The organism is Mycoplasma miroungigenitalium (assembly GCF_013008635.1).
Taxonomy (GTDB): domain Bacteria; phylum Bacillota_I; class Bacilli_A; order Mycoplasmatales; family Metamycoplasmataceae; genus Mycoplasmopsis; species Mycoplasmopsis miroungigenitalium.
In genome coordinates, this window is sequence record NZ_CP053096.1 from 276,362 (window position 1) to 296,959 (window position 20,598).

17 protein-coding genes and 3 pseudogenes are annotated in these 20,598 nt (G+C 30.2%); 11 read left to right on the top strand and 9 right to left on the bottom strand.

Features of this window, described 5'->3' with window-relative positions; translation table 4 throughout:
• Positions 1–16: 16 nt before the first annotated feature.
• Entirely contained in the window at positions 17–2,563 is a 2,547-nt protein-coding gene (gene secA, locus HLA87_RS01295; protein ID WP_171111144.1) for a preprotein translocase subunit SecA, read from the bottom strand.
• Between the two features lie 339 nt (positions 2,564–2,902).
• Between secA and HLA87_RS03590 the strand changes: the two are divergent.
• Positions 2,903–3,715: pseudogene (locus tag HLA87_RS03590) on the top strand (LlaMI family restriction endonuclease).
• Positions 3,716–3,754: 39 nt separating this feature from the next.
• Here the strand turns inward: HLA87_RS03590 and HLA87_RS03670 are convergent.
• The 3 genes and pseudogenes from HLA87_RS03670 to gpmI form a co-directional block, all read right to left on the bottom strand.
• A pseudogene (locus HLA87_RS03670) lies at positions 3,755–4,937 on the bottom strand (DNA cytosine methyltransferase).
• A 511-nt stretch (positions 4,938–5,448) separates the two neighbouring features.
• Positions 5,449–6,333, bottom strand: coding sequence for a Cof-type HAD-IIB family hydrolase (locus tag HLA87_RS01310; protein ID WP_171111145.1), 885 nt, complete (start codon positions 6,331–6,333; stop codon positions 5,449–5,451).
• 1 nt (position 6,334) lies between these two features.
• On the bottom strand, positions 6,335–7,825 hold the full coding sequence (gene gpmI, locus HLA87_RS01315) for a 2,3-bisphosphoglycerate-independent phosphoglycerate mutase (protein WP_171111147.1): 1,491 nt from the start codon (positions 7,823–7,825) through the stop codon (positions 6,335–6,337).
• 205 nt (positions 7,826–8,030) lie between these two features.
• Between gpmI and dnaX the strand changes: the two are divergent.
• From dnaX to HLA87_RS01350, 7 genes and pseudogenes are all read left to right on the top strand, one after another.
• Positions 8,031–9,173: pseudogene (gene dnaX / locus HLA87_RS03680) on the top strand (DNA polymerase III subunit gamma/tau); the annotation flags it as partial.
• A 728-nt stretch (positions 9,174–9,901) separates the two neighbouring features.
• A complete protein-coding gene (locus HLA87_RS01325; RefSeq protein WP_171111151.1) occupies positions 9,902–10,192 on the top strand; it encodes a YbaB/EbfC family nucleoid-associated protein in 291 nt (96 codons plus the stop codon).
• Positions 10,192–10,776, top strand: coding sequence for a toprim domain-containing protein (locus HLA87_RS01330; protein ID WP_171111153.1), 585 nt, complete (start codon positions 10,192–10,194; stop codon positions 10,774–10,776). Before HLA87_RS01325 ends, HLA87_RS01330 begins: the two co-directional genes overlap by 1 nt.
• A 13-nt stretch (positions 10,777–10,789) precedes the next feature.
• Positions 10,790–11,461: a dTMP kinase gene (tmk, locus tag HLA87_RS01335; RefSeq protein WP_171111155.1), complete on the top strand. Its 672-nt coding sequence runs from the start codon at positions 10,790–10,792 to the stop codon at positions 11,459–11,461.
• The gene (locus tag HLA87_RS01340; RefSeq protein ID WP_171111157.1) at positions 11,448–12,368 is read left to right on the top strand and encodes a DNA polymerase III subunit delta'; all 921 of its coding nucleotides are present in this window, start codon (positions 11,448–11,450) and stop codon (positions 12,366–12,368) included. Before tmk ends, HLA87_RS01340 begins: the two co-directional genes overlap by 14 nt.
• Positions 12,361–13,083, top strand: coding sequence for a 16S rRNA (cytidine(1402)-2'-O)-methyltransferase (gene rsmI, locus HLA87_RS01345; RefSeq protein ID WP_171111159.1), 723 nt, complete (start codon positions 12,361–12,363; stop codon positions 13,081–13,083). Before HLA87_RS01340 ends, rsmI begins: the two co-directional genes overlap by 8 nt.
• A 120-nt stretch (positions 13,084–13,203) precedes the next feature.
• Positions 13,204–14,853 (top strand): MBL fold metallo-hydrolase RNA specificity domain-containing protein, encoded by a 1,650-nt coding sequence (locus tag HLA87_RS01350; protein ID WP_171111161.1) that lies wholly within the window; start codon positions 13,204–13,206, stop codon positions 14,851–14,853.
• A gap of 52 nt (positions 14,854–14,905) precedes the next feature.
• Here the strand turns inward: HLA87_RS01350 and HLA87_RS01355 are convergent, their stop codons facing one another.
• From HLA87_RS01355 to HLA87_RS01365, 3 genes are all read right to left on the bottom strand, one after another.
• Complete coding sequence (locus HLA87_RS01355) at positions 14,906–15,517, bottom strand: DUF402 domain-containing protein (RefSeq protein ID WP_171111163.1); 612 nt, start codon at positions 15,515–15,517, stop codon at positions 14,906–14,908.
• 171 nt (positions 15,518–15,688) lie between these two features.
• Positions 15,689–16,549, bottom strand: a complete 861-nt coding sequence (locus HLA87_RS01360; RefSeq protein WP_212752337.1) for an ABC transporter permease — start codon at positions 16,547–16,549, stop codon at positions 15,689–15,691.
• Complete coding sequence (locus tag HLA87_RS01365) at positions 16,549–17,460, bottom strand: ABC transporter ATP-binding protein (protein ID WP_171111168.1); 912 nt, start codon at positions 17,458–17,460, stop codon at positions 16,549–16,551. Before HLA87_RS01365 ends, HLA87_RS01360 begins: the two co-directional genes overlap by 1 nt.
• 104 nt (positions 17,461–17,564) lie before the next feature.
• Here HLA87_RS01365 and ftsY point away from each other — a divergent pair, with 104 nt between their 5' ends.
• The 3 genes from ftsY (at position 17,565) to rpmG (ending at position 19,124) form a co-directional block, all read left to right on the top strand.
• A complete protein-coding gene (gene ftsY / locus HLA87_RS01370) occupies positions 17,565–18,614 on the top strand; it encodes a signal recognition particle-docking protein FtsY (RefSeq protein WP_171111170.1) in 1,050 nt (349 codons plus the stop codon).
• Positions 18,607–18,834, top strand: a complete 228-nt coding sequence (locus tag HLA87_RS01375) for a sigma factor-like helix-turn-helix DNA-binding protein (protein ID WP_171111171.1) — start codon at positions 18,607–18,609, stop codon at positions 18,832–18,834. Before ftsY ends, HLA87_RS01375 begins: the two co-directional genes overlap by 8 nt.
• A gap of 137 nt (positions 18,835–18,971) precedes the next feature.
• Positions 18,972–19,124 carry a 50S ribosomal protein L33 gene (rpmG, locus tag HLA87_RS01380; protein WP_171111173.1) on the top strand — a complete coding sequence of 51 codons (153 nt, stop codon included), beginning with the start codon at positions 18,972–18,974 and terminating at the stop codon, positions 19,122–19,124.
• 51 nt (positions 19,125–19,175) lie between these two features.
• On the opposite strand, the gene HLA87_RS01385 is transcribed toward rpmG, so the two are convergent.
• Both HLA87_RS01385 and HLA87_RS01390 read right to left on the bottom strand, forming a co-directional pair.
• The gene (locus HLA87_RS01385) at positions 19,176–19,850 is read right to left on the bottom strand and encodes a chromate transporter (protein WP_336508864.1); all 675 of its coding nucleotides are present in this window, start codon (positions 19,848–19,850) and stop codon (positions 19,176–19,178) included.
• Positions 19,850–20,584: a chromate transporter gene (locus HLA87_RS01390; protein ID WP_212752338.1), complete on the bottom strand. Its 735-nt coding sequence runs from the start codon at positions 20,582–20,584 to the stop codon at positions 19,850–19,852. Before HLA87_RS01390 ends, HLA87_RS01385 begins: the two co-directional genes overlap by 1 nt.
• Between the last annotated feature and the right edge of the window lie 14 nt (positions 20,585–20,598).

The following is a 20,598-nucleotide window of genomic DNA, read 5'->3' on the forward strand; positions in this document are numbered from 1 at the left end:
AATATGGTTTATTATTCTAGTTTTTATTTGTAAAGAAATCATCCTCAATTGCTTGCATATTTTCATCCGAAACATTAACCTGCGCGTTTTTTGTTTCATAGTAATAGGTAAGCAATCTTTTTTCTTTTTCAGTATCATCTAAGGTTTCGTCGTCAAAAACAATTATATTTCTGATCTCTGTAAATAAAGGATCTTGTCTAACTTCTACCGGAATCAGCGTTGATGTACCCAAACGTTCGTTAAATATTGTTTTCGCTACATCCGTAGCAATATTTGCCAACATTTGATTAAATTTCTTACTACCTTCTTCCGTATAAACTTGATATGGGTTTTTTTGAGAATATTGAACCAAATTCACATTAGAACGTAATTTATCCATTGTGTTAATATGATTTTGTCAATATCTATCGACAACTGATAAAACTATTCTCTTTTCTGTAAATAGTAATAAATCTTTAGCATAGTTTTTCTCAACGTTGCCTCTTCAAATAGCGTATTTATCAAGAATTTGTTCAGTTAAATATTCTTTCATGTCACTTTCATGAATTTTGCTCAACTCTTCAAAATCAATTTTTTCTCTAACACCTTTACCTAGAAAATCATTATTTAAGTGAGATAAAAGTTTTTCATAAATAAATGAACCTGTTTTATTTAGAAATTCAGGATTAGTTACTATCGAATTAACTGCACTTTTTATCATTCTTTCAATAATGAATTCTAAATCTTCGTGAATTAATATTAAATCTCTCTGAGCATAGAAAAGGTCACGTTGTTGACGAATAACATCATCATAATGTAGAACACTTTTACGCGAATCATAGTTAACACCTTCAATTTTCTTTTGAGCGGCTATGAAACCTTTAATAAGCGATTTAGTAGTTATTTCAGCATCGCCTTTAGAAGCAAATTGTTCCTTAAATTCTTCATAATTTGCGAAACGCTTCATTAATTGATCATCAAGCGAAACATAGAATTTGGATGTTCCGGGGTCCCCTTGACGTCCACTACGACCTCTTAGTTGGTTATCAATACGTCTTGATTCTGCTTTATCTGTACCTATAACATATAAGCCACCTAACTCTTTAGCTTCTGAGCTTAATTTAATATCAGTACCACGTCCAGCCATATTTGTTGCTATGGTTACTGATTTCACTTGACCTGCATTCGCGATTATTTCAGCCTCAGAAGCATTTTGTTTAGCATTAAGGACTGTATGAGGAACCATCGCATTCAATAGATATTGGTGTAATATTTCGGAATCTTCAATTTGAGCTGTACCGACCAATATTGGTTGACCTTTTTCGTATAATTCTTTAATTTTTTCAGTAACAGCTATTCATTTGCCGGCTGCTGTGGCAAAAATAGAATCTGGTAGATCTTGTCTGATAACGGGCCTGTTAGTAGGGACAACATTAACACGCATATTATAAATATCAATGAATTCTTGTTCCTCCGTTTTGGCGGTACCTGTCATACCACACAACTTTTTAAACATGCGGAAAAAGTTTTGGTAAGTAATGGTTGCTAGAGTTTTTGTTTCGCTCTGTATTTCCACGCCGGCACACGCTTGAATTGCTTGTTGTAATCCTTCAGAGTAAGCACGCCCTTCCATAATACGGCCTGTAAAAGCATCAACAAGTTCAACCTTGCCATCTCTAACAATATACTCAACATTTTCTTTCATTACTTTATGAGCTCTAAGTGAGTTTTGAATACGGTGCACCATTTCAGAGTTTTCAATATGGTAAAGATTTTCAAATCCAAAATAATTTTTTGCTCTTTGAATACCACTGAATGTCAATGAAATAGCTTTTGATTCTTCATCAATTTCATAGTCATCTTCAGTTAATGTTCTAACAAATCTATCAGCAAGGAAATAGTCTTGAGTATCTTCGCCTTCTCCGCCAGAAATAATCAAAGGGGTTTTTGCTTCGTCAATTAAAATTGAATCAGCTTCGTCAATTAGACAAAAGTGAAGGCCTCTCTGAACTTTCTCTTCCATTGAACTTGCCATATTATCTCTTAAATAATCAAAACCTAATTCTGAGTGAACAGAATAAGTAATGTCTGCTGCGTAGGCTCTTCTTTTATCGTCAGTTTCCATTTGGGCTTTATTGATACCAACCGTCATACCCAATCAATTGAACACTTCGCCCATCTCAATAGCATCACGTTCCGAAAGATATTCGTTAACAGTAGAAACAATAGCTCCTTTTCCCTCAAGAGCATTCAAATATACTGGCGCAATTGAAGTAATTGTTTTACCTTCACCAGTTTTCATTTCCGCAACCGAAGCTAAATCAAGAAGCAATCCTCCTATCATTTGAACATCATAAGGTCTTTTCCCAAGAACTCTTTTGGTGGCTTCACGAGAAACGGCAAAAACTTCCGCTCTCATTGATTCTAAACTCTCTCCATTAGCTAAACGGCTTTTGAATTGAAATGTTTTATTTTTAAGGTCTGCGTCGCTAAGTTTTTTAATTAATGGTTCAAAAGCATTAATTTTTTTCAAGGTCTTTTCTGCGATACGCATTTCTGTAGATTTAAAGTCAAATATTTTCATATTTTTAATTTTACATCATTAACAATATAAATTAAATTTTGATATTAATATTATTAATTAAAATAGTTGATTGTTATGACATACATTTTTGTTGAATAAAAAATGAAGAGAAACTAAACAATTTTAGAAATTTGATTACTATGTTTTATTTTATAAAAGAGTTAAAACTTAGCCTAGTTTTACCAAAACAGTTAAAATTTAATAAATTATGGGATAATAATTATAATTAAAAACTCATTGTATGTTAAATAAGTTAATTTAGGTAATCATAATTCGCATTTGAAAAAATCTCAAGACATTATCTAAAAAATCATTATCAATTATCTGGAGGTATTTGTAGTGGATTCTATTAAAGAACTTTTAATTAAATTATTTCGAGAGAATGTTAAAGGTAAAAAGCCAGACGTTAGTGAAAAAAATGTTGGACATGACGGTAAGGTTGGAAATTGATTGGAAGAGCAATTCGGAAAACATCCAGATTCTGACAATGTCGCAGATTTCTACGGTTACGAATTAAAAAGCGAAACAAAAAGTAAAACTACATTTGGAGATTGATCCGCTAATCGATACATATTCAGAACCGGTCAATACACGAATTTATTTAAAGACCAGTCAATTGGAACTCCACAGGATATTTTTTGTATGTTTTTTGGTCAACTAAATCCAGAAAAAAATAACCGCTGTTCTTGGTCAGGCAAGCCAATACCACATCTAAATGAATATAAAAGTTTTGGATAAATAATGATTATTGAACCAAACAAAGACATTGTTATAAAATACTCTTATAGTAAAGATCAACGCCAAAACAAACATACAATTATACCTTTACAACTACAACATGGAGAAATTGAACTTGCAAGATGATTTGGTTCAACATCGCCATCATCAAACAGTACAGACAAAAGTTTAAAAGATAAGTTAGAAAACAAATTCAATCAAAAAGACTGATTCACTTGCAAAACTGATTCAGATGGTAGATATAAAGAAATATGTTTTGGCGGCACTTTTAATTTTGAGCAGTGAATTGACCTTGTTACTAAAGGCATTGTTTTCTTTGATAGCGGCATGCATCAAGGGAATAAGCGTCCTTATTCGCAATGACGTGCAAATAATAAATATTGAGATAGTTTAATAATTGAAAGATACGAATAAATAAAAGTTGATGGATATTAATTTTCGCATCAACTTTTATTATAAAATTTTATATTTTTCTAAATATTTAATCATCTCATTTGCAACAGATTCAATAACATTAATACAAACTGAATTTCCAAATTGTTTATATGACTGTGTTCTTGTGACTGGTATTATGAAATCTTCAGGAAATCCCTGAAGTCTAGCACATTCTCTAGGAGTTAACATTCTTGGATTTTTATTACCCTGTTCAATCAATGCTTCGCTTCCGTCTTTATAATATCTTGCACTTATAGTGTGAGTGTATTTACTCTTTGTATTAAACAAACAAAATCCAAATCCATTTCCTTTTTGTTTGTTATCTTTTTTTCGTTTAAGGTGCCCTTCGTAAAGCTTGTCAGATATTGTATATTTTTCAGGGACATTATTTTCTAAAATATTGCCTACACATACATTATCATCAACAAAACCAACCGGATACTTGAATTCATCAAATTCTTGTGGAAGATACTCTTTGTTAAAACCAACAATTATTATGCGTTCTCTGTTTTGAGGCACACCAAAATGATATGCATTCAATACTTTAGGTTCAGGAACATAGTAATTTAATTCTTTAAGAATGTTAAGAATTGTGTTTATAGTATTCCCTTTATCATGACTTCTGAGTTGTTTGACATTTTCTAACATAAATGCTTTAGGTTTTTTTTTTAAGAATTTCTGCAATATTGAAGAAAAGAGTTCCCCGCGCATCCTCAAATCCTCGTTTTAATCCTGCTTGTGAAAATGGTTGACAAGGAAAACCTCCTAACAAAATATCATGATCTGGTATTAACTTTGGATTTATTTGAGTAATATCACCAGCTGGAACTTCACCGTAATTTATTCTGTATGTTTTTTGTGCAAACTTATCTCATTCGGATGAAAACACGGTTTTTCCTCCGACTCTTTGAAATCCCAATCTAATCCCGCCAATTCCAGCAAACAAGTCAATCTGAGTAAATTTTTGCTTTACCGGATTTTTATACTTTGCCCGTGTTGGAAAACTCATAATCTTTTTGTATATTACATCTGGAATGTTTTCCAATCCTTCTTCTCAGAATTTAAGTTTTTTTTCTTCTTCCTTTGAAAATCCTAAAGCGTCAGAGAATTCTTTACGAGTAATATCCAACTTTAGCCTTTTGGCTTTTATATTTCAACTTCTATGCAAGAATCTATACCTCCTATTTTTTAAATTAATCATTTAAAATACTTTTGTGCAGCTTAGCAAGTACTACCCTGTATTTTAATTTCAATTAATACTGATTTACACATAAACTATAGTTACGTTATTATTCTCATATAATCTCAATATGGTGCAAAGTGCACAATAAAACGTATTTATTTCCTTGATATACAATCAACAATTACCCCCCTTAATCTACTATTTATATTACCATTTTTATTCCGTAAAATCAACCGAATAAGAAGAATAATTGCGATTAATATTGTTCCATAGTAAACACTAAACATTTTGGTTGGAATTGTGGAATTGTTGTGTCATAAATGATATTTATTCCTTAGTAAAATTCTCAAATATTAATTATTGTCTAATCAATTTCGGTTTCATTAAAGTTATTAAAGTTTCTTTCAAGCACAAAAGATAAATCTTATTTTAACCTAAATACAGTTTTTATATTTGAAAACAATAATGTAATTTTCTTTTTGGGACAATATTGTAATAAAAAACTCACTAGTAAATAGCGAGTTAAAAATTAATAATTAAATTTTTTTCTTTGTTTTTCCTTGTATGAATTTACTCTATCTAAAACATCAGACTTCATTTTGTCATTTTTTGTTCTATAAACGTAATCTATAATCGCTTCGGAAAGACCGTTTTGTTTACAATCCGAAGTATAAAGGGAAACCTTAGATTTTACATAATCTGAAGCATTATCCATGGCATAACCATATCCTACTTTTGATAACATAGATAGATCATTTTTACTGTCGCCAATAGCCATAACATATTTTAATTCTGTATTAAAAATGTTGTTACACATTCATTCAACAGCTGACCCTTTCGAAACATCTTTAGCAGTTATTTCAATAAAATCAAACAAGAAAACCATTTCAATATCAAGATTCATTGAATCGAGTTCTTTATAAATTTGTTCAATACAATGAACCGGTTCCAAAATTTCAATTTTAAAAATGTCTTCAATCTTTGGCATAGGTTCTGAGTCATAATTAAAATCATTAAACTCAGATAAAAATTTCTTAGTGTTATTAGAAACTTTATAAATTCCAAATCCGTTTTCGTTGTTTCAAGAAATTCCGCCATTATATTTTTCAACAACTGACATTATTTTAGATAGCGCGGAATTAGAAATTGTTTTTTTATAAAGATATTTTGATTCATGAGTATCATAAATTTCAGCTCCGTTTGAGGTAATTAAATATCTAGATTCAAATTCTCTGGTTAAATCCTTCATTTTTTGAAAAAGAGGATTGCCAGTGGTTATTACAAATTCAACATCTTCAACCTTTGCGTTAATTATTGTTCTCTTATTTTCGGGAGTTATGATACGTGTTGGATACTCGTAAATTGTGCCGTCAACATCGCTAAAAACTACTCTTTTAAACTTATTTTCCGTCATATTAAATTAAAGGATTCTCAGTCATTTCTTTCGGAATCTCAATACCCATGTATTTAAGAACTGTTGGCGCTATATTTCCTAATTTACCATCCGACAATTCAACATTTTTGTCAGTGCAAACTAACATAACGGGATTATCTGTATGTTTGGTAGCTGGTCCGCCTTTTTTGTCAATCATTACTTCAGAGTTACCATGGTCAGCTGTAATGAATAATGTTACATTATTGTTGTTAGCTCATTCTAATACTCTAGCTAATTGAGTATCAAGTCATTCAATTGCTTCGATTGTAGCATTCAATACTCCAGTGTGACCGACCATATCTGGATTGGCATAATTCATGATAACTAAATCATTTTCCAGCCCGTGTGCAATTAGTTGGTTAGTAATTTCCTCAGCACTCATTTTAGGGGCTAAATCGTATGTTTTGACCTTTAAAGAATCGACCATTATACGTGATGAATTGTCATATACGACGTCAACACCACCGTCCATAAAATATGTGACATGCGAGTACTTTTGAGTTTCAGCTAATCTTAATTGTTTTAATCCGGCATTAGCTATTACGGCGCCAATTGGATTTACAACTTTCATCTCTTCGATTGCTACTTGACTATTAATACCTTCGTATTTCATCATAGATACAAAATTATCTAATTTAACCGCGTTAAGACAATTATATTCGAATAAATCCGAACCTATAAAGCAGTGAGATAACTGTCTTGCTCTGTCAGGTCTGAAATTGAAGAAAATAACTGAATCGTTTTCTTCAACAAATAACCCATTTTCACTAGCGGCAGGAATTAAAAATTCATCAGTAACATTTTTACCATACATACTGTTAACATATTCAACTGCGTTAGAAAATTTGTTGTCAGTATTACCTCTTATTGCATCAAAATGAAGTTGAATACGGTCGAACATTTTATCTCTGTCCATACCATAATAACGACCCCCGATTGAAGAAATTTTGAATGAATATTCATTACAAATTTCTTGTAGACGATTTAAAGAATTGAGTATTGATTTTGGCGCTACATCACGACCATCGCCAATCGCATGAATAGAAACATTTTTCAATCCTTTTTGATGTGCTAATTCAATTAAAGCAAATAAATGATCTTCATGTGAGTGGACGCCACCGTCGCTTAATAATCCAACTAAATGCAAAGTCTTACCTGACTTTTTGACATCATCCATCACCTTGTTTAAAACCTCGATATTATTAAAATCACCAGTTTTTATCGCATGATTTATTAAGCTTAAACCAGTATATACAACCCTACCTGCGCCAATGTTTAAATGACCAACTTCTGAATTCCCCATTTGTCCTGCTGGCAAACCCACAAATTCGCCCGAGGCTTGAATTAAGGAATGAGGATATTGATTTAAAAATTTATCTAGAGTTGGAGTCTTAGCTAAGTCGAAGGCATTACCTTCGTATTTTTTTCCTAAACCCAACCCGTCTATTACTATTAATACTGTCTTTTTCATTTTTCTCCTTATTTTTTATTTCTTAATAACATTTTAATATTTTTTACATATTTATTCCATATATTTATTTTACACACTAAAATAAGGTGGTATTTATATCATTTTTTAATTGTATTTAACTTTGCTAGAAAAATATTTTTAATAATTTGGGACATAATAAATTTAATATTAATATAATTAAATAACTATTGGGGGGGGGGTGAAAATGGTTTACAAGGCATTATATCGTAAATATAGACCAAGAACTTTTAGCGAAGTTAAAGGGCAAGATCATATTGTTCAAACACTTAGAAATATAATTTTAAATCACAAGGTTAGCCACGCTTATCTATTTGCAGGGCCGAGAGGTGTTGGTAAAACATCAGTTGCCAAAATCTTTGCAGCAACATTAAATTGTGGGCACGGTAATGATTTAACACAAATTTGTGATATTTGTCTTAACAAAGTTGACCAAAACTTTGACATCATCGAAATGGATGCTGCGTCAAATAATGGTGTTAAAGAAATTAGAGACCTAAGAGATAAAATCCAAAACTCGCCCGCACACGGGAAATATAAGGTTTATATAGTCGATGAAGTTCATATGCTATCCAAAGGGGCATTTAACGCATTGTTAAAAACACTTGAAGAACCGCCTGCACATGCTATATTTATTTTGGCTACTACCGATCCTCAAAAAATTCCTTTGACAATTTTGTCTAGAGTTCAAAGATACAACTTTAGAAAAATTCCTACAAAAGTAATTACAGAACAATTACAACATGTTTTAGCTGATGAAAATGTAGGATTTGAACCTAGTGCGCTAAACTATATAGCTAGACTAGCAACTGGTGGAATGAGAGATGCTTTATCAATCGCTGATCAAGCATTGGCTTATGGTAATGGAAATATTCATTTAGATGATATAGTTTTTGCGTTTGGTATTTCTTCTAACGAAAATCTAATTAATATAATTAATCTTCTTTATGAAGGCAACATTAAAGAAGTTTTACATATTTTTGAATCATTGAAATCAGGCGGATTGGATTCGAACCAATTTATGTTGGGCCTTATAAACACTTTCAAGGATTTCATTATTTATGAAAAAACAGGCGACATCAAATTGCTTGAATTACTAAATGAACAAGAATTGAATGAATTGGACATTGATTTAGATTTCGCATTAGAAAAATCAGAATTACTTTATAAGCTTTATAAAGATTTAATGTATGCCGACTCTCCATTTCAATTAATTGAATTAAATCTTTTAAAAATGTCTAATGATACTGTAGAACCAGTTAAAAAAGAAAAAGAACAGACATCTAATATTAAAACAAATCCTAATGATAATTTACAAAAACAAGGAGATGAAATGATTACGCCTTTAAACAATAAAGATAGACAAGAAGATACCATAAAAACCGCATTAGAAGAAAGCCGCGAAATGATTTTAGAAACTAACGATGAGTTAGGCGATACCCAAACTATCAATAATGATATTTTAAACTCTGCAAATGATTTTGATTTTGATGATGATGGTTTAATATCCACTTCAGAAATCACATTAGATGATGAATTAATAAAACCTCACGATATTATTGTGCCAAATTTTTCTAGAAATTATGCTTCAAAAACATCATTCGAAACCACTCTAACAGATGATGAATTAAAAAACTTATTATTACTTTCTGATATGACTTATATAAAACAATTAAATGACAGCATTAATGTTTTAAAGAAATTGTCTATTGATAAAGTGTATGACCCATATATAGAGGTTTTAAGTGGACTTACAATTCTGGCCGCCAATGATAATTTCATGTTATTAAATACGAACGATGCCTCAAAACTTAATTATTTAAACGATGTTTCACATGACTATAATTTCCAAGAATTTATTAAAAAATATTTAAATTCTTATAAACATATATTTTTGATTAAAGATAGAACAAGATATAAAGACATATCAAAAGCTTTAATCAAAGAAATTAACGAAGGAATTACAACACAACCAATTCCATTAAAACCAATAAAAATTAATAAAGCTCAAACACCAACAAGTTTACTGTTTGAAACACTAAAATAAAGGAGGTCAATATGGACCAAGGAATGTTAAGAAAAATGCAAAAATTGCAAAAAGAATTAGAACAAAAAACAGAAGAATTTATGGAATTAACTTTTAGTGAAGAAAAATATGGCCTAGAAGTTATCGCAACCGGAGCTAAAAAAATTGTTTCTATCAAAATTAAAGATCAAGATTTATTAGACCCCGAGGATGCTCAAACATTAGAAGATTTAATGACATTAGTTATTAATCAATTATTTACTAAAATTGATGAAGAACAAGAAAAATTGATGCCACAAATGCCTAATGGCTTTGGCTTCTAATGAAAATAGATACACTAGAAAAAGCTAATGAAGTTTTTAAAAAAATACCTGGAATTAGTAAAAAACAGGCCGAAAAAATCAGTTCATTTATTTTGAATCAAAGTACTGATTTTTCAATTGAATTGGTCAATGCAATCCAAGGTATTAAAGACAATATAATTTATTGTTCACAGTGCAACTTCATTCGTGAAAATAATAAATGTCTAAATTGTGATGACCCTTTGAAAATGAATTCATTAATGATAGTTGAAAGCATAACTACTTTAATCAAAATAGATGAAATGGGTATCTTTTTTGGTTTTTATTTCGTTTTACCAGAATTGTTGAGTGTTAAACAAAATAACGATGATAAATATGAATATCAACAACTTTTTGAATTTATTGGTAACCACAATTTTGAAGAAATAATGATAGTCCTCTCTCCTTCACTGGAAGGTGAAATGACTACAACTCATTTACAAAAATTATTACAAAAAAGAGGCATAAAAGCAACAAGAGCAGCAATTGGAATGCCAATGGGTTCAAATCTTGAATATCTTGACCCATTCACAATAAAACAAGCTATAAAAAACAGAAATATTTAGGGGGGGGGGACATATGTTTATAACATTTGAGGGGCCTGACGCCAGTGGCAAAACCACAATAATCATTAAATTAGTTGAATACTTAACCTTAAGATTCCCTAATTTAAAATACCTAACAACTAGAGAACCCGGTGGTAAGGATTTAGTGGAAGCCGAAAAAATTAGACAAATAATTTTAGATAAAAAATCAGTATTAAGCCCTGTCGCTGAAGCTATGTTATATTCTACAAGTCGTAGAATTCACTTAGAAAGAGTTATTTGACCAGCATTAAAAGAAAATAAGCTTGTGTTGTGTGATAGATATGTAGATAGTTTTTTTGCATATCAAGGATACGCAAGAGGCCTAGGTATCGATTATGTTAAAACAATGACTAATCTCATTATTGATAACACCATGCCAGAAATCACTATTTTCTTAAATATAACCCCCGATGATTCTAAATTAAGAATGAACCAATTGCGTTTAGTTGAAGAACATGATCGTTTAGACAATGAAACAGATTTATTTAGACAAAAAGTTTATGAAGGGTATTGAAAATTAATTAATGAAGATCCCGAAAGATTTATAGTTGTTGATGCAAATAAATCTATTAGCGATGTACTGGACGAATTAGTTGATAAATTATTTAGTAATAAAAGATTTAGCCAATGAATAAAAGAATCAGGTGAAAATGTTAGCCAGTAATTTGACCAAAATTATTGATTCTTCTATTGAATGCAAAAAAATAAATCATTGTTATTTATTAAAAACAAGTAAAGGTGTAAATCTAGATGATAATATTATTTACATGATTAACTCATTCACGGGCTTAAACATTGAAAATCTAGATCAGTCTTCTTTGCCTTCAAATATTGTTATTGCTGATGCATCAAAATCGCAAGGTGAAGGATTAAAAAAAGATAATATTGTAGATATCTTTGAACAAAGTAACTTTTCCAATTTTCTCGAAAATGGATTAAAAATAATAGTTTTTAAAAATATTGATTTAGCATCACATCAAGCTTTAAATACCCTATTAAAAACAATTGAAGAACCTGCAGATGATGTGGTATTTATTTTGACGACCCAAAATATCAATCAAGTGCTAACAACTATCAAATCGCGTTCTTTTATCATAAATGTAAATAAACAAAAAAACGATATGTTACAAGACGAAATTTCAAATCTTGGGTTTGATAACGATCAAGCCTGACTTCTATCTAATGTTGTGTCTGATATATCGTTAATCTTAGAAAATAAACAATTCTATGAATTTTCTAAAATTAATGAATTACTGGACGCTTTAATTAAATCATTTAAAAATAAAATTTCACTAATTATATTGTTGACAAAATTAAACAAACGAGAATATCATGACGATTTAGTTTTTCTAATCGAATGCTTAAAATTTATACTTACTTGGGCATGAATGCCACTTGATTTCCTTCCTAAGAAATTTCAGTCATTTGCTAAAAAAATTGCTGAAGCAGAATTCAATTACAAAAAGTGTTTTTTAGTTCTTGACAAGTTTTTAAATTCCGTTGGAACTAATGATAATTTATTTTTACAGGCAGAATCAATGTTTGTATACATATTGGAGTGTTATGAGTAAAATCTATATTATTGGAACACCAATCGGCAATTTAAAAGACATAACCTTGAGAGCATTAGAAACATTAAAAATTTGCGACGTAATCGCTTGCGAAGACACTCGTGTAAGTGGCAAATTATTATCATATTATGGAATTGATAAAAAATTAATTTCTTATAGCAAAATAAACGAAAAGAAGACAGCAGAATACCTTATTGAAATGTGTTTAAACGAAGAAATTAATTTAGGTCTAGTTTCAGATGCTGGAATGCCCATGGTCAGTGACCCGGGTTTTGAATTAATTTCACTTGCGAGAAAAAATAATATTGGTGTCGAATTAATCCCCGGCGTCAATGCCGCAATATCAGCGTTTGCCTTAAGCGGTCTATCATCCACATTTGTTTTCCACGGATTTCCTAAAGAAAAAAAAGGACAAAGACAAAGCCAATTCGAATCTTTATCACCTGACTTTTCACATATCTTTTATGTCTCACCACATAAATTAAATAATTTTCTAGATGGTTTAGAAACGGTTTGGTCAGATAAAATACTAATTTTTATCGCTAGGGAATTAACCAAAATACACGAAACTCAGTACTTTGGGAATATTAAAGACGTAAGAACTCAACTGGAGAATACAAGTCAAAAAGGCGAATTCACTATTGTTGTAAAACCTGTTGAAACTAAAAAAATAAAAATTAATAAATATGCAGAATTTTCAAAAATCAGGAACTAGAAATTGTTAGTTTTTGATTTTATTTATCTAATTTTAAATAATAAATTAATGTTTAGTATATAATACGCACAACTAGAAACTTTAAAATTCAATTAAATAATTTAGCGAAATGGAGGATATATGAATCATATTAATATTTTTGCATTAGGCGGTTTGGATGAAAATGGTAAAAACTGTTACGTTTTAGAATACAATGAAAAAATCTATATCATCAATGCCGGAACTAAAGTTCCTATCAATTCTCAAAACGGGGTTGACACATTAATTCCTGATTTTACTTATCTTGAAAAAAACAAAGAAAAAATAGTCGGGGTATTTGTAACTGATGTTAAAAACGAAACGTTTTCAGCATTACCTTGATTATTGATGCATATACCGAATCTAAACATCTATACATCATCATTCAATAAAATAATGATTGCAGATCGTCTTTCGAAATATAAAATCATGAACAAAGATTACAAGATAATTTCTTTAAGCAAGATGGCTAAATTGGGTGAAATTTTTGTTCAACCGATTGAACTTGCTGGTTCAATGCCTGGACATATTGGTTTTGATTTTATTACTCCAGATGGCGATGTGTTATTTATGTTTAACTTTGTTGAAGGGAATTTAGGTATTTATGGAAAACTGGATTTTCAACATTTAAAAACAGGCTTTACAAAACGTAAGTTAATTGCATTGGTGGTCGACTCGGGACGCGCAAACTATTCAGGGAAAGCAGTAGATAAAATCAACCTTCCAGAATCAATTAAAGATGTTTTTATGAGCGCGAAAGATAATGAAAGAATAATTATCGGTGCCTATGACGAAGAAATGGTTTCAATACATCAAATATTGGAACTAGCAATGAAAACAAACCGTCCAATAATCACTTATGGTAAGACATATGGCCAATTATTCTATCTAATGCAAAAGGAAAATCCTAATTTGAAATTGCCGGAACAAATCGATTACAAAATGGCCAACAAATCAGACAACGCAGTTGTTTTGGTCACGGGAGCTATCGAACGTCTTTACTCAAGATTTTTAAGAATTACAGACAATAATGATGTGTTCTTAAAATTAAAACCAACAGATAATGTAATTATGATTGCACCTCCAATTGCGGGACTTGAGAGTATTGCAGCAGTATCGTTAGACGACATAGCTAGAATTACACCTAAAATTTCCGATGTTTCAAATAAAGAATTCTATCGTCACCGCCCAGCAAGACAAGATTTAATTGATTTAGTTAATGCTTTACAACCGCAGTATGTCATTCCAGTTCAAGGACTTTACCGTTATTTATCAGAGGCTGCTAAATGTATTAGTAAAGAAGCTAAAATCAAACCACAAAATTGCTTGTTATTACAAAATGGAAAGATAGCGCACTTTATCAACGGCAAGTTATCTAGCACCAAAGGTAAAATTAAAGGTATCGGCGATGTTATTATTGATGGCTTTGGAATCGGAGATATTAGTACTGAAGTTATAGCAGAACGTGAAATTTTAGGTCGTGATGGAGCGATAATTATTACATCAACCTATAATTCAAATACAAAAAAATTAACAGGGCGTACACAAATTAATATCATCGGCGCAATCTCGAAAGAAGACAAAAAAGAAGCGGAAGAACTAATTATTTCAACAATTGTTAGTCTTTTAGAGACAGAAGAATTTGAAGGATTGAAAGATTTTCAAAACCGCGCTCGCCACGTAATAAGAAAAAGAATTTTCAAAACATTTAATAAAGAACCAATGATTATTGTTTCTTTAAATCAAAATTAAAATAGAGTTGTGCAACTCTATTTTTTAATTATTTAAACGAATTAATTTGTGCTTAATCTTTCTTTGATCTACGAGATTTTGTGGGTTCAGGAGCTCTAAAATCCTTTGGTAAAGAATTATCCTTCTTAATTACATCGATATAATAATCAATCAATTTTGGATTAAAGAAATATTGTTGTTTTTCATATTTATCCACAACTAATTCAAGTGTTTGATAAATAATCTTTTTTAAACTTTCAGGATATTCATATTTCTTTGAATTATGAGCAAATTCGTCCCTATCAACAATTGCAAGTTCGCGTTTTGGATACGACTTGATATCCAAATCAAAATCAATGAATTTAATAGTATTATCTTCGTAAATTGGTTTTGAGGCCATATTTACATATATATAATTATGTTTTTTCTTTAACATTATTAAAGCATTATAGTTCTCATGTTTAGGCATGAATCAAATAACGGGTTCGCGATAAACTCACGAACTTTTTTCTGTTTCGGCAACTCTTGTTTTATAAATAAAGAGTGCGAAATGATCATCAGTATTTCTAATGACCTTAACCCCATTTCACTGGCGATATAAATAACCATTGTATTTATAAGCCTGGACATTAACAATAGCTCCCAAGAGCGGGAACTTCATTTCTTTGTTTTTATTTTCTGGCATTTTTCCCCTCGGAAAGATAAAAAATATCTTTATTTTTATTAAAAAGCTCTAATCGCTTATTTTTCCAAATTAATTCGATATATAAATTATAAAATATTTTTTAAAAACTACGACATACTTTACGAATACACACGTTTCATAGCATAATAAGTAAAATAAAATAGGCAATGCCTATTTGTTGATATTGAATTTATACAATGAAGCAACTGTTAAAGTCACTACTGTTCAACAGCCTGAGTAAAGTATGCAGATTCAAATATTAATTTTTTGGCCAAATAAAACAATATAATCTATACCTAAGGCTTCTTTACCAAAATTAATATCATTTTCTGAAATATTTGCCAAACTTAAATATTTAAATACATTAGTAAATTGGGTCTGCGGAATAACAGAACATATTTGGAGAAGCACATTATTATTCAAAGAGTTTCAAGGAATATATACCCCAATCAAGAAACCTATAATCGATGAAAATAATGAACAAAACGCACTGTAAACAGATTTGTTTTTAAAAAAACTAAAGATAAGTGTAAATAATATTGAATTAAATAAAGTTGACAAAACAATCATTGGCACAAAATAAAGATAGTTATATCAACCATTAATCGCCGTATGTTTAATTAACATGTAACAAATAGCAATCAAGAATAATCCGGTTGAAATAATCATATTAATGATTCAATTAATTAATATAAAGCTCACTCTTATTGTTGATGACTTAATCGGAGTAATTGAAATATCTTTTAAAACACCACTTAATTTGTCATCAACTATTTGAGTCGCACCAGTCACGGCAGTTGTGATAGTTGTTATTGAAATAATTCCAAATAACAAAAACCCATCAACTAAAGCGTCTTTAGTAATTTTAGAAGCATTTGGTATATTTTCGAAACCACCTGCCATCAGTTTTCTTATTAATATGAAATAAATGAATAAATAGATTAATGGTGTTAAAAATGTGAAAAATACTTTGGATTTACTTTTAAAAAAGCAAAGGAAATTTCTTTTTAATAAAGCATTAAGTTGTGTCATTATTCTTTCTCCTTAGTCACGTTTAAGAATACTTCATCCATACTTCCTTTTAGAATTTCATAATCTTTAAGATTAGTGGAGTATTTATCAATGAATTGTTTTAAATCAATGAAATTTACGAATTTAATAAATCAAAAATTATCCTGTCTGATAGCCCCAACTTTATTCATTATTGTTTTAAAATCTGATGTTTCGTCAAATTCATGTATTTTTAAGATTGTTGTTGAATAATTAGATTTAAGTTCAAAAGGTGTGCCCTCTACCAATTTAACACCTTTCTTTATTATGATCATGTTATCGCAGTCGTTTGCCTCCTCCATATAGTGAGTAGTTAACAAAATTGTAAGATTATGATCTTTTCTAAGTTTTTTCAATATCTCTCAAACCATTTTTCGTGATGAAGGATCAAGTCCAGTGGTTGGTTCATCAAGAAACAAAATACGTGGATTGTGAACAAGCGCTCTAGCTATATCCACTCTTCTTTTTTGCCCGCCCGATAATTTACCATATGGTCTATTTTTCAATTCATTTAGTTCAAATTCACTCATGATTCTATCAACAGTTCTTTTTACGTCATTTAATTTATCTTGATACAATGAACATCTTATTACTAGATTTTCATATACTGTTAACTCGCCATCTAAAACCGATTCTTGAAAAACTATCCCTATTTTATTTCTTATTTTATCTATGTTATTTGTTAGCAAATCACCATCAATATAGATATCTCCTGAGTCTTTATTTAAAAGACCTAGAATAATATTTAATGTAGTAGTTTTACCGGCACCATTAAGTCCTATAAAACCAAATAACTCTCCTTCTTTTACCTCAAACGAAAGATTGTTTACAACTGTTAGTTTGTTAAATTTCTTAACTAAACCTTTTACTTTTATCATAGTTTTTTTGTTCATTTTCACCTCAATAATAATTATAAACATATTTTTTACGCAAAACATTTTAACTATGAGTGTCTTTTACTTAAATATATTTGATTTTCCTTTAAAATTTAGTCACTATGGGATTTTTTAAATTTTTAAAAGAAAAAGTTTTTGGCCGAAAAAAAGATAAACTGGCCGAAAAAGAACAAAAAATTGAACAATTGGAAGAACAAAAACTAATTGAATCAAAAAAACTGGAAAAATACTCGACTGGACTAAGTAATGCATCCAGTCTTGGGCGCAAAATTTTTAACCTGCAAAATAAACATAAAAAAATTAATGAAGAATTTTTCGAAGAATTAGAAGAAATTTTGATCATGTCAGACATTAATGCTTCATTGGTGTACGCAATTATAACGCATCTAAAAAATGAAGTAAGATTGCGTAATTTACACGATACTAAGGATATTGGTGAATTGACAGCCGATCAGATGTTTGTTATCTATACAAATAAAAGTGTTGTTGATACAAACCTAAACTTCAAAGATGGACGCCTTAATATTTTTGTTTTTGTTGGGGTTAACGGTTCTGGAAAAACTACTTCTGTAGCAAAGATCGCCCACAAATATATTCAAATGGGTAAAAAAGTTTTGGTTGCTGCTGCCGACACATTTAGAGCGGGGGCAGTTAGTCAATTAGATGTTTGGGCAAATCGTGCTGGCGCCGATATTGTTAAACCAGCAAAGGAAGGCGTTGACCCTTCATCGGTTGTTTTTGATTCACTTAAAAAAGCTAAAGAAGAAAATTATGACTTGCTGCTGATTGACACTGCTGGTAGATTACAAAATAAAATAAATTTGATGAAAGAACTGGAAAAAATGTACGGAATAATAACCCGTTTCCAAGATGATGCGCCTCATGAATGTTTATTAGTATTGGATGCGACAACAGGACAAAACGGTGTTAGCCAAGCGCGCCACTTCAAAGAAGCGGCAAATCCAACCGGAATTATTTTGACTAAAATGGACGGTACAAGTAAAGGTGGGATTGTCCTTTCAATTAAAGATGAATTTGACCTAAATGTAAAATACATTGGACTAGGCGAATGTTTAGATGACCTTGAACAATTTGATCTTGAAAAATTCATCTACACAATGACGAAAGATTTAATGGTGGAAAATGAGTAAGATTAATGATATTGAGCAACGCGAAATATATATCTCGTTATTTGAAAAATTTCAAAATTTATTAACTCAAACTCAAAAACAAGCTTTCCAACTTTATTTTTTAGAAAATCTAAGCTATCAAGAAATTGCCGATATTACAGCCACAACTAGAGCAGCAGCATACGATAGTGTAAAAAAAGCAATTCAAAAATTAGAAAAATACCAAGAAAAAATCAATTAGCTGCCTTAGAATTTATCTCATTTGTAAAAAATATGCTAAAATAGACAAATAACAAAACTAAAAATTTATTTTAATTATATTTATGGTTATAATTAAAAGGAATTTTACACACATAAGATTACACATAGGAGACAAGAATGGCAAGAGAAGGATTTACTTTCCAATGTACAGAGTGCAAAATGGAAAATTACATTAGTAAGAAAAACAAAAAAAACCACCCAGAAAAAGTGGAATTAAATAAATACTGTGGCAAATGTAACAAACACACAAACCACAAAGAAAAGAAATAATAATCATAATTAACCGGCTTATGCCGGTTTTTTATTTTAATAAAAAAATAGCTAAGAAGCTACTTTTAATCAAGGTTCAAATAAAATCAACGCTATTATTACATTTCCTAATATTAATCCAAACATAGGGATTTTTTTGAAATATAGAATTAAAGAAACGATAATTCCGATTGGAACATATACATATAAAACAATTGCTCTTCATCCAGAGAAAAACACGGCTGTTTTATCATTGTAATCTAATCCAAAATATTCCTTAGCTGATTTATTAAATATCACTTGCGGTGCAATTAAACCAATAAATAATTGAATTGCCAAAGCAACAATTATCCCAGTTACAACCGGATTCATAATATTAATTAATTTTTTCAAAAACATTGAATCTTCAAACTTATCTGCATATTTCATTGCTAATTTCATCATCAAAATAGGTGGAATGCAAAATGCAAGGTAAGTTATTAACATCGCTATATAGCCTCATCATTGACCTTCCGACACCAAATATCCAGTAACAGTTGCAAATTTAGGACTTAAAATTCCGGGAGTTGAATTAGAAATAGCAAACACACTGTTTATTTGTTCGGCAGTAATAGTTATATTAAATCATTTAGCAAGAGATTTTCATAGCCAAGTAAATATTGGCATAAATATTTGACCACCACCAAACACAGACAATGAAACGAGAACGATAAGAGGCAGAGAAACTAATAAAGCTAATAATCCCATTATTTGACCTCACTGGTATTATCTAGTTGTTTATCAATCTCATCAATATTAATTACCTCTGTTATTGAATTTGAATTTTCGACATTTTCAATTGATTTATCAGTATTTAGGTTATTTTTTTCTTGTTTTAATCGGCATCTTAAGTTTTTAATATTTTTTCTTTTTTGAACATAATAAATAGCTGCAAAAATGCCAATAATTAAAAACATAATCGCTACTGGAACGTTATAAGGAGTAGGAACAAATAATGAAAAAGCCATTGTAATTAAAAATAATATTGTTCAAACGCTAATCTTGTTGGTTTTTATTCCTTTTTTGAAATACGATCAACTAAAACCAATCAAACTTCCCACAATAGCAACTAATACTCCTACCTGAACAACATATAAATATTCAAGCGGTAACTTCGACAATACAAAAAATAAGGCTATAGTGACCACAATATGAGGTAATGATGCTAGTAAAACAACAAAAAAACCTTTTCAAAATCCGAGTGTTTTCATTGCAATATAAGACAATGCTTCAATAGCCATCGGGCCGGGCAACATATTTGTGATAACAACATTTTTGTCGAATTCATCACTATCAAGTCATTCATATTTATCAACAGCATAGCGTTTTATCACAGGCATAAGGGCATTGCCTCCACCAAAACCGATAAAAGTTACCATAAGTATTAAGACAAATACGTTTCAAAACGTAGGTTTTTTCTTTATATGATTCTCGTTATTCATTATGTCTCCTTTAT